The sequence below is a fragment of the Jatrophihabitans sp. genome, from assembly GCF_036389215.1.
GTDB lineage: Bacteria > Actinomycetota > Actinomycetes > Mycobacteriales > Jatrophihabitantaceae > Jatrophihabitans_A.
Map to the genome: position 1 here is coordinate 18,939 of NZ_DASVQG010000044.1, position 10,264 is coordinate 29,202.

Annotated in this window: 11 protein-coding genes; 7 read left to right on the plus strand and 4 right to left on the minus strand. The window is 70.4% G+C overall.

Annotated elements, in window-relative coordinates; translation table 11 throughout:
* The first annotated feature begins 8 nt into the window (after positions 1–8).
* Genes VF542_RS01990 through VF542_RS02000 form a run of 3 tightly spaced genes read left to right on the plus strand, consistent with a single transcriptional unit; the run spans position 9 to position 2,631 of the window.
* A complete protein-coding gene (locus tag VF542_RS01990) occupies positions 9–1,559 on the plus strand; it encodes an aminopeptidase P family protein (protein WP_408650030.1) in 1,551 nt (516 codons plus the stop codon).
* A gap of 37 nt (positions 1,560–1,596) precedes the next feature.
* Positions 1,597–2,061 (plus strand): alternative ribosome rescue aminoacyl-tRNA hydrolase ArfB, encoded by a 465-nt coding sequence (gene arfB / locus VF542_RS01995; protein ID WP_408650031.1) that lies wholly within the window; start codon positions 1,597–1,599, stop codon positions 2,059–2,061.
* Between the two features lie 24 nt (positions 2,062–2,085).
* Positions 2,086–2,631 carry a histidine phosphatase family protein gene (locus VF542_RS02000; RefSeq protein WP_408650032.1) on the plus strand — a complete coding sequence of 182 codons (546 nt, stop codon included), beginning with the start codon at positions 2,086–2,088 and terminating at the stop codon, positions 2,629–2,631.
* An 83-nt stretch (positions 2,632–2,714) separates the two neighbouring features.
* Here the strand turns inward: VF542_RS02000 and VF542_RS02005 are convergent, their stop codons facing one another.
* A complete protein-coding gene (locus tag VF542_RS02005; RefSeq protein WP_408650033.1) occupies positions 2,715–3,029 on the minus strand; it encodes a hypothetical protein in 315 nt (104 codons plus the stop codon).
* Entirely contained in the window at positions 3,026–3,895 is an 870-nt protein-coding gene (mca, locus tag VF542_RS02010; RefSeq protein WP_408650040.1) for a mycothiol conjugate amidase Mca, read from the minus strand. The genes VF542_RS02005 and mca overlap by 4 nt, the downstream gene beginning before the upstream one ends.
* A gap of 391 nt (positions 3,896–4,286) precedes the next feature.
* On the opposite strand from mca, the gene greA reads away from it, so the two are divergent.
* From greA to VF542_RS02025, 3 genes are all read left to right on the plus strand, one after another.
* The gene (gene greA, locus VF542_RS02015) at positions 4,287–4,796 is read left to right on the plus strand and encodes a transcription elongation factor GreA (RefSeq protein WP_408650034.1); all 510 of its coding nucleotides are present in this window, start codon (positions 4,287–4,289) and stop codon (positions 4,794–4,796) included.
* 81 nt (positions 4,797–4,877) lie between these two features.
* Entirely contained in the window at positions 4,878–6,329 is a 1,452-nt protein-coding gene (locus VF542_RS02020) for a sigma 54-interacting transcriptional regulator (protein WP_408650035.1), read from the plus strand.
* A 46-nt stretch (positions 6,330–6,375) separates the two neighbouring features.
* Positions 6,376–8,322, plus strand: coding sequence for a VWA domain-containing protein (locus tag VF542_RS02025; protein ID WP_408650036.1), 1,947 nt, complete (start codon positions 6,376–6,378; stop codon positions 8,320–8,322).
* Positions 8,323–8,358: 36 nt separating this feature from the next.
* On the opposite strand, the gene VF542_RS02030 is transcribed toward VF542_RS02025, so the two are convergent.
* The gene (locus tag VF542_RS02030) at positions 8,359–9,147 is read right to left on the minus strand and encodes an HU family DNA-binding protein (protein ID WP_408650037.1); all 789 of its coding nucleotides are present in this window, start codon (positions 9,145–9,147) and stop codon (positions 8,359–8,361) included.
* Positions 9,148–9,328: 181 nt separating this feature from the next.
* Between VF542_RS02030 and VF542_RS02035 the strand changes: the two genes are divergently transcribed.
* Positions 9,329–9,814, plus strand: a complete 486-nt coding sequence (locus VF542_RS02035) for a GNAT family N-acetyltransferase (protein WP_408650038.1) — start codon at positions 9,329–9,331, stop codon at positions 9,812–9,814.
* A 41-nt stretch (positions 9,815–9,855) separates the two neighbouring features.
* Here the strand turns inward: VF542_RS02035 and VF542_RS02040 are convergent.
* Positions 9,856–10,264, minus strand: a 409-nt coding sequence (locus VF542_RS02040; protein WP_408650039.1) for an acetate--CoA ligase family protein, incomplete at its 5' end; no start/stop codon positions are given.

Genomic DNA, 10,264 nt, shown 5'->3' on the forward strand with positions numbered 1-10,264 from the left:
TCGCGGTCATGACCGCTGCGAACGAGACGTCACCGCACTCGGCAGCCGCTGAACCGGCTTCCGAAACCGCCCCCGGCACGGCGGAGGGCATCACCTCGCACGACCTCCCGTTGCCGGCCGGGCTGGCCAAGGCGATGGCCGAGAACTGGGACCCCGCGCCCGCGATGCCGCACCCGGCCAGCCGGGGCGGGACGCCGTCGACAGGCGCGGCGACGTTCGCCCGCAACCGGGCCGCGGTGTCGGCGGCCTTCGGCGGCCAGCTGGTGGTCATCCCGGCCGGCGTGCTCAAGGTGCGCTCCAACGACACCGACTACGCCTTCCGGGCCTGGTCGGCGTTCACCTGGCTGACCGGTGAGACGGTCGAGGGCGCGGTGCTGGTGCTGGCCCCGTCCGGGACCGGTCCGGACTCCGGCCACACCGCCGCGCTGTACGTGCGCGAGTACGAGGGCCCCGGCACTCCCGGCTACTTCACCAACCGGGTGCACGGCGCGCTCTGGGTGGGCAACGTGCCCAGCGTCGCCGACACCGGGGCGGTGCTGGGTGTCGCGACCCGGCCGCTGTCCGAGCTCGGGCGCGACCTCGAAGCCCATCGCGGCCGGCCGGTGCTGGCCCCGCGCGGCGTCGACCCGGCCGTCGACGCCCTGCTGCCGAGCGCTGAGGCGGGCCGGCTGGAGCAGGTTCTCGACGAGCTCCGGCTGATCAAGGACGACTGGGAGGTCAGCCAGCTGCAGGCTGCCTGTGACGCGACCGCGCGCGGCTTCGCCGATGTCGCCGCCGAACTGCCGACGGTGCTGGCCGGGGGCGGCCGGCGCGGCGAGCGGTGGCTCGAGGGCACCTTCTGGCGGCGGGCCCGGTACGAGGGCAACGAGGTCGGGTACAGCTCGATCGTGGGCGCCGGCCAGCACGCCACCACCCTGCACTGGTGGCGTGACGACGGTGACCTGGCCGACGGGCAGTTGCTGCTGGCCGACATGGGTGTCGAGGTGGACTCGCTGTTCACCGCCGACGTCACCCGCACCCTGCCGGTGAACGGCACCTGGACCGACACCCAGCGCCAGCTCTACGGCGCGGTGCTGGAGTCGCAGGAGGCCGCCATCGCCGAGGTGAAGGCCGGCGCGGACTTCCTCGCCGCACACCGGGCCGCGATGTGGGTGCTGGCCGATCACCTGCACTCCTGGGGTGTGCTGCCGGTGACCGCCGACGTCTCGTGTGCCACCGACGTCGAGGCACCCGGCGCGGGCCTGCACCGCCGCTACACCCTGCACGGGGTCAGCCACATGCTCGGTATCGACGTGCACGACTGCGCGGCCGCCCGGGACGAGACCTATCGCAACGGCCGGCTCGGCGCCGGTTATGTCCTCACCGTCGAGCCCGGCCTGTACTTCCAGCCCAACGACCTCTCGGTGCCACCGGAGTGGCGCGGCATCGGCATCCGGATCGAGGACGACGTCCTGGTCACCGACGGCGCGCCGGTGAACCTGTCCGGCGGGCTGCCCCGCCAGCCGGATGAGATCACCGCCTGGATGCGCGAGGTGCAGTCCCGACCGGTCCGGCCGTGACCCTGCAGGCCGGCTCCCCCGGCGGTCCTGACAGGCGATGACGTCCGGCTTCTCGGGCGATCTCGTGGTGCCGCCCGGCCGTGGACTGCCGAGCGGGTTGACGGTGCCCGGCAGCGAGCTGGTCGAACGGTTCTCCCGCTCCTCCGGACCGGGCGGCCAGGGTGTCAACACCGCCGACAGCCGGGTGGAGCTGCGCTATGACGTGCTGCACTCCAGCGCGCTGACCGAGTTGCAGCGGTCCCGGGCGCTGGACCAGCTGGCACCCAGGCTGGTGGACGGCGTGCTGAGCATCACCGCCTCCGAGCACCGCTCACAGCTGCAGAACCGGCTCGCTGCCCGGGCCCGGCTGGTGAACCACCTGCGCGAGGCGCTGGCGCCCCCGCCGCCACCCCGGCGGGCCACCCGGCCCTCCCGCGGCGCCAGGCAGCGGCGGCTGGACGTCAAGAAGCAGCGCGGGCAGATCAAGGCAGGCCGGGCCCAGGTGCGAACCCAGGACGACTGACCCGGTCCGGAGCATGATCGGCGGATGACCGGCATCGAGATCGTCTTCGAAACGCATTCCTGGAGCACCGACAACGATCTGGGGATAGCCACCGGCTGGCATCCTGGCCAGCTGTCGGACCGGGGCCGCGAGCTGGCCGCCGAACTGGGCCGGCGCCGCCGCGCCGACCGGATCGATGCCGTGTTCACCTCGGACCTGCGGCGGGCGGCGCAGACCGCGGAGATCGCCTTCGCCGGCTCGACGTTGACCGCCCTGCACGACTGGCGGCTGCGGGAGTGCGACTTCGGTGAGCTCAACGGCGCTCCGGCCGAGACCGTGCACCGCGACCGGCGGCGCTTTCTCGACGAGGCCTATCCGGGCGGTGAGTCATGGCGCCAGGCCGTGGACCGGGCCACCCGCTTTCTCGCCGACCTCCCGCTGCGCTGGAACGGAAGGCGGGTACTGTTGATCGGTCACGTCGCGACCCGGTGGGCACTGGATCAGGCCCTCGCCGGGCGGTCCCTGGACACCTTGATCGACAGCGACTTCGGCTGGCAAGAAGGCTGGGAGTACCTGCTCGGCACCAGCTGAGCGGTCACGAGCTGAGCGGTCACGAGCTCAGCGGTCACGAGCTGGGCACTGAACCGTCCCCAGCCTCGTGGCGAAACCGCTCGTCAGGCGGGCCGCTCGGGGCCCGACCGCTTCGACTTCGGCTGGCTCGGCTGGCTCGGCTGCTTCGGCTGGCTCGGCTGCTTCGGCTGGCTCGGCGGTGGCGAAGCGACCGGCTGCCCGGCTGCCTCCGGACCCGCACCCTCATCGGCGCCGTCGGCGTAACCGGGGAACTTCTCCGGCAACCGGCGGATGTGACCGGACATCGAGCGGTACAGCAGGTACGTCGCGATCACCAGCAGCAGCACCACGAACAACCCGATCGGGCTGCCCTTGCCGGTGTCGGATGCCGCGAGCAGCACCGCCGCGGGTGCGCTCATGTCGCGTGCACCTTCTCGCGGACGCCGGCGAACAGGTCGTCCTCAGGAATGTCGGTGTCCACCAGCGAGCGGGCCAGCTCGAACTGCTCCCACGGAAAGACCTCGCGCTGGACGTCCAGCGGCACCTTGAAGAACCAGCCCTGCGGATCGACCTGGGTGGCATGGGCAAGCAGTGCCGCGTCCCGGCGCTCGAAGTGGTCGGCGCAGTAGACGCTGGTGGTCACCTTCGGCATTCGCCGGCCGGCCGCGCGCTCCTCCCAGTTGAGCAGCCATTCCTGGTACGGCGACTCGATGCCGCGCTCGACCAGGGCGTTGTGGAAGGCCTCGACCCGTTGCCGGGTGAACGTCACGTCGTAGTAGAGCTTGAGCGGCTGCCACGGGTCTCCAGTGCCCACGAAGGCCTCCGGGTCACCGGCCGCCTCGAAGGCTGCCACCGAGATCTCGTGGCAGCGGATGTGATCCGGGTGCGGGTAGCCGCCGTCCTCGTTGTAGGTCGTCACCACATGCGGGCGGAACCGGCGGATGACCTCCACCAGGCGCCGGGTCGACTCCGCCAGCGGCACCAGCGCGAAACAGCCCTCGGGCAGCGGCGGCAACGGGTCACCCTCGGGCAACCCCGAGTCGACGTACCCCAGCCAGTGGTGGGAGAACCCGAGCACCCGCTGGGCTTGCTCCATCTCTGCCCGGCGGACCTCCCGGATGTTCTCCTCGATCTCGGGACGGCCCTTGAGCGCCGGATTGAGCACGTCGCCGCGCTCGCCACCGGTGCAGCTGACCACCAGCACCTCGACGCCCTCGTCGACGTAGCGCGCCATCGTGGCGGCGCCCTTGCTGGACTCGTCGTCCGGGTGGGCGTGCACGCACATCAGCCGCAACCGCTCGCTCGCGCCCGCCTGGGCAGCTTCTGCCTGGGCAGCTTCTGCCTGGGCGGCTTCTGCCTGCTGAGCCGGGGAGGGTCCGGGAACTGACGGTTCGGCGATCACAGGACCAGAAGTATCGGGCACCCTGCCATTGTTCCCGATGGGCCGGACGACCCCTACTCGCGGGGGTTTGACGGCCACGGCGAGCCACCGGGTCGGCCCGGCCACGGCCACGGCGAGCCACCGCGGTCGGGCCGGCCCGGCCCCGCCTGCCCGGCCGGGCGGCGGCTGCCCTTTCGGTGAACCCCAGGCACCGGTGTTACGTTTTGAAGTCGAAGTAACCGCCCGCACCCCGACCGGGCGCAGCCTGGCCGGCGCAGCATTGGAGAGAGTCACCGTGAGTACCGAGACCCCGTCGACCAGCTGGCTTACCCAAGAAGCCTATGACCGCCTGTCGAGGGAGCTCCAGGAGCTGATCGCCAACCGGCCCGCGATGGCGCAGGAGATCAACGCCCGCCGCGAAGAGGGCGATCTGAAGGAGAACGGCGGCTACCACGCCGCCCGCGAGGAGCAGGGAAAGCAGGAGGGCCGGATCATGCAGCTCACCAAGCTGCTGCGCGAGGCCAAGGTCGGTGAGGCCCCCACCACCGAGGGAACCGCCGGTCCCGGAATGGTGGTCACCGTCCGGTTCGGCAGTGCCGGCAGCGACGACGATGACGATGTCGAGACGTTCCTGATCGGATCGCGCGAAGAGGTCGGCACCACGGACCTGGACGTGTATTCCTCGGCCTCACCGCTCGGGCGGGCGCTGACCGGCGCCAAGGAGGGCGACGAGGTCTCCTACTCCACGCCGACCGGCAAGACGCTGACGGTGGCCCTGCTGAGCGCCAAGCCCTACCGCGGGTAGCTGCGGCCGCCGGTGCGTCCCGCCCGGGAGAGGACACGCCGGACGTAGCCGAAACGAGGTCGGGGACGTAGCGTCATCCGCGTGACTACAGCACCTGAAATAACTACGCTCGGTGAGCTTCGCGCCTCGGGGCACGTGCACCGGATCGTCAAGGCCGAGATCCGGCAGAACCTCATCGCCCGGTTGGCCGCCGGCCTGCCGAGCCTGCCCGGCATCATCGGCTTCGACGAGACGGTGGTGCCCGAGGTCGAGCGCGCGCTGCTGGCCGGCCACGACATAGTTCTGCTGGGCGAGCGGGGGCAGGGCAAGACCCGGCTGATCAGGACGCTGATCGGGTTGCTGGACGAGTGGACGCCGGTGATCGCCGGGTCGGAGCTCAACGAGCACCCCTACGCCCCGATCACCCCGGCCTCCCACCGGTTGCTGGCCGAGTTCGGCGACGAGCTGCCCGTCAGCTGGAGGCACCGCAGCGAGCGCTACGGCGAGAAACTCGCCACCCCGGACACCTCGGTCGGGGACCTGATCGGTGACATCGACCCGATCAAGGTGGCCGAAGGGCGCTCCCTCGGTGACCCCGAGACGGTGCACTACGGCCTGGTGCCCCGCACCAACCGCGGGATCTTCGCGATCAACGAGCTGCCCGACCTCGCCGAGCGGATCCAGGTCTCGATGCTCAACGTGCTGGAGGAGCGCGACATCCAGGTGCGTGGCTACCAGCTGCGGCTGCCGTTGGACCTGTTGCTGGTGGCCAGCGCCAACCCGGAGGACTACACCAACCGCGGGCGCATCATCACCCCGCTCAAGGACCGCTTCGGCGCCGAGATCCGCACCCACTACCCGATCGACCTCGACGACGAGCTGCGGCTGATCGCCCAGGAAGCCGCCGTGCTGTGGGAGGGCGGCGGCGATGCCGGCGCCGAGGTCACGGCGCACGGCGCCCCGCTGGTTCCCTCGCACCTGCTGGAAGTGGTGGCGCGGTTCGCCCGCAACGTTCGCGATGCCCCGCAGGTCGACCAGCGCTCCGGGGTGTCGGCCCGGTTGGCGATCGCCGCGGTGGAAACGCTGGCCGCCTCCGCCGTCCGGCGGGCGGCGATCAACGGCGAGCCGGTCGCGGTCGCCCGGGTCTCGGACCTGGCGGCCATCGTGCCGGCCTCCCGCGGCAAGGTCGAGTTCGACGACACCGACGAGGGGCGCGAGTTCGAGGTGCTGGAGCACCTGCTGCGGCGTGCGGTTGCCGAGACCGGCCGGGCCAGGCTCGCGGGCCTGGACCTGCGGCCGTTGCAGCAGAAGTTCGACTCGGGGCTGCTGGTGGAATCGGGCGACACCGTGTCGGCGGACCGGCTGCTGGAGCAGCTCGGCACCATCCCGGGACTCGGGACGCTGCTGGAACGGCTGGAGCCCGACAGCGTGCACGAGGGCCCGGCGACCGTCGGAATCGCCGCGGCCGCCGTCGAGTTCGCCCTGGAAGGGCTTTACCTGAACAAGCGGCTGGCCAAGGAATCGGCCGGCAACCGGACGGTGTACGGCGCATGAGGGAGCAGCCGGCCGGAACGGCTCGACCGACGGGCGACGTGGCGGCGTGAGCATCCGTTACGGCGCCTGGCACGGCGGCGCCGACCCGTTGGAACCGCCCTACGACATCCGCCAGGCACTCGACGAGATCGGCGAGGACGTGCTGGCCGGGATGTCACCGCGGTCCGCGCTGAACCGGCTGATGCGCTCGGGGGTGGACGGCCGCAGCGGTTTGGACGCACTGCGCCAGCGGGCGCGCAACCAGGCTCGCAAGCTGCGCAACACCGGCCGGCTGGACGGCACCCTGAACAAGGTGCGCCAGCTGCTGGACCAGGCGCTGGAGAGCGAGCGTGCGGCGCTGTTCCCCGACCCGGACGATTCGGCACGGCTGGCAGAGAGCGAGTTGGACGCCTTGCCCGCCGAGACTGCCCGGGCGGTGCGGGAACTGGCCGATTACCAGTGGCGCTCACCCGAGGCGGCCGCGACCTACCAGCAGATCTCGGACCTGCTGCGTTCGGAAGTGCTCGACGCGCAGTTCGCGGGGCTGCGCGATGCGCTGACCGATCCCGACCCGCGCGCGATGGAACAGATCCGGCAGATGCTGGCCGACCTCAACGACCTTCTCGACGCCGACGCCCGCGGCGAGCACACCGATGCCGACTTCGCCGGATTCATGGACAAGCACGGCCAGTTCTTCCCTGACAACCCGGCCAACCTCGCCGAGCTCATCGACTCCCTCGCCCGGCGCGCCGCGGCCGCCGAGCGCCTGATGAACTCCCTCACCCCCGAACAGCGGGCCGAACTCGGCTCCTTGATGGACCAGGCGCTGAGCCAGGAGGGTCTCGCCGACCAGCTGGGCCGGCTCCAGCAGTCGCTGCGGGCTGCCCGCCCCGATCTGCAGTGGGGCGGCTCGGAACGCATCTCGGGCCAGCAGGATCTGGGTTACGCCGATGGCACCCAGGCCCTGGCCGAACTCGCCGACCTGGACGAGCTCGCCGAACTTGCCGGCCAGGACTACCCGGGTGCCAGCCTGGCCGACATCGACGAGGAACTCATCGAGCGGGCCTTGGGCCAGCAGGCGGTCGAGGATCTGGACCGGTTGCGCCGGATCGAGCGCGAGCTGCAGCGGCAGGGATATCTCGAGCAGGGCGGCCGTGGCCTGGAACTCAGCCCGCGGGCACTGCGCAGGCTCGGCAACACAGCGCTGCGCAAGGTATTCGCCGCGCTCGAGTCCGGCGGTCGGGGCGACCACGACGTCCGTGACGCCGGGGCGGCCGGTGAGATAACCGGCGCCAGCCGGGAATGGCGTTTCGGTGACGAGCAGCCCCTGGATGTGGTGCGCACCGTGCGCAACGCCGTGCTGCGCTCGGGCCCGGGACGGCTGCGACTGAGCGCCGAGGACTTCGAGGTGGTCGAGACCGAGCGCCGTTCCTCGGCAGCGGTGGCCTTGCTGGTCGACATGTCCTACTCGATGGAACTGCGCGGCACCTGGGGCGAGGCGAAGACGACCGCGCTGGCGCTGCACTCGCTGGTCAGCACGAAGTACCCCCAGGATGCCATCGAGATCATCGGTTTCTCCGACTACGCCCGCGTGATGTCCCCCCGGGACCTGGTGAACCACGACTGGGAACGGGTGTATGGCACCAACCTGCAGCACGCGCTGATGCTGGCCCGCCGGCACCTGGACAAGCACCGCGGCGCCGAGCCGGTGATCCTGGTGATCACCGACGGCGAGCCCACCGCTCACCTGTCCCCCGACGGCTACTCCGACTTCTGCTGGCCGCCGTCGAGGGAGACGATCGCGGCAACGCTGGCCGAAGTGCAGCGGTGCACCCGGCGCGGCGCCACCATCAACATCTTCATGCTGGACGACGAGCCCAGGCTGGTCGACTTCATGCAGGAAGTGGGCCGCCGCAACGGCGGACGGGTCTTCCTGCCGAAGTCCGGCGCGCTCGGCGAGTACGTGGTGGCCGACTACCTCAAGGCCCGCAACGGGCGGCGCCGAGCCGGCTGAGACGTGATGGCTCGGCACCGCCGAGCCATCACCGTGTCAGCGACTGTTCTTTGCCGGAGCCTTGCGTGCGGTGGCCTTGGCGCCCGTGGTCTTGGCCGCCGGGGACTTCGTTGCCAGGGTCTTGGCTGCCGCGGTCTTGGCCGGAGCCTTGGCCGTCGGGGACTTCGTTGCCAGGGTCTTGGCTGCCGTGGTCTTGGACGTGCCGCTCTTGGCCGGAGCCTTCGTTGCCAGGGTCTTGGCTGCCGTGGTCTTGGCCGGAGCCTTGGCCGCGGGTGACTTCGTTGCCAGGGTCTTGGCTGCCGTGGTCTTGGACGCGGCCTTGGTGGCCGAACCGTTGGTGGTCTTGGCCGGAGCCGCCGACCTGGTGGCGGTCCTGGCAGGAGCCTTCGCCGCGGCAGCCGTCTTGGTGGCAGCGCCGCGAGCCGGCTTCGCCGGAGTCGCCTTGGCAGCGGTCGACTTGGCTGCCGCACCGGTCTTGGCCGCCACGGACTTGACCACCGGAGCCGCCTTGGTGGCAACCTTCTTGGCCGGAGCCTTGGCGACCTTGCGCCGCCCGGCGATGATCTCCTTGAATTCGGTGCCCGGACGGAAGGCTGGCACCGAGGTCTTCTTGACCCGGACCTTGGCACCGGTCGCCGGGTTGCGCCCGATACGAGCAGCCCGATCGCGCTTCTCGAAAGCGCCGAAACCAGTGAGGATCACCTTCTCACCCTTGACGACGTTGGCGTAGACCTCGTCGGTGATCGCATCCAGGATGGCCGCGGTGGACTTGTGGTCTGCATTCAATCGAGCCGCGACGGCGTCGATGAACTGGGTCTTGTTCAAGCTCGTCCTCCCAATGTGTTGTGATTCCAGCGGAAAGTGTGACACCAATTGATCATTAATGTGAAATCTTGGCCCGATTCGTGTCGCGAGTCTTTTCGGGCGCGTTCTGGCCCAGCCGGCCGCAGGTGAGATTCATCCTTCGAAATAGGCTTATTCGGCCTCACACCGCTAACCTGGGCTGGTGAAAATTTCTTTGTCCGTCCGGCAGATCACAGCTGCCGAAAGCCGGGAATTGCGGCGATCAGTGCTGCGTCCGGGCATGCCGAGCGGTAGCGCACAGCCTGGCGAGGACCAGCCGGGTGCCGTGCATCTTGGTGCCTACGACGGCAAAGACCTCCTCAGCGCCTGCGTGATATTCCCCGAACCGTGCCCCTGGCTACCCGGGGAACACGCCTGGCGACTGCGTGGAATGGCCACCGAGCCAAGGCATCGCGGCAGCGGCGCCGGAACTGCCGTGCTGCACGGGGCGGAGCGAATTGCCCGTGCGGACGGGGCCACCGTGTTGTGGTGCATGGCGCGCGAGACAGCAGTCGGCTTCTACCTCCGTCATGGTTGGACAACGTTCGACACGATGTTCGACACCGATCTGGGACCGCATCAGCGAATGTGGCTGCGGCTGTCTCCCGCAGCTGCCCGGCAACCGGACTCGGAACCCGGCCAGGCCTGACCTCCGAGCCTGACGTCCGAGCCCGTGCGGGCGGCCCGGGGTCACAAGCCGCGCAGTCGCCGCGCTCCGGAGTCATGTCGCGTGATCGGCGGGGCAATCCGGATCCGCGCGCTGAGCACGTGAGCTCCGGCAGCGGCCGCGACCATCGGTTCCAGCGCGCACTCGACCACCTCGGGCAGGTCGTCAGCCAGCCGGGACAGTCGCAGCGCGACCTCGATCAAGGCCCGGATGTCCGCCGGTTCGCTGCCGCCATAGCCGGTCAGCAACGGAAATGCCCTAGGACCGGTGATCACATCGGCGGCGTCCTGCGAGCTCAGCGGCACGACGGCGTAGGCACGGTCCTGGAGCAGGTCGGTGGCCAGGCCGCCGACGCCGAAGGACACCAGCGATCCGAAGGAGCGGTCATCCTGTACCCGCAGCACGGTGTCGATGCCGCGCGGAGCCATCCGT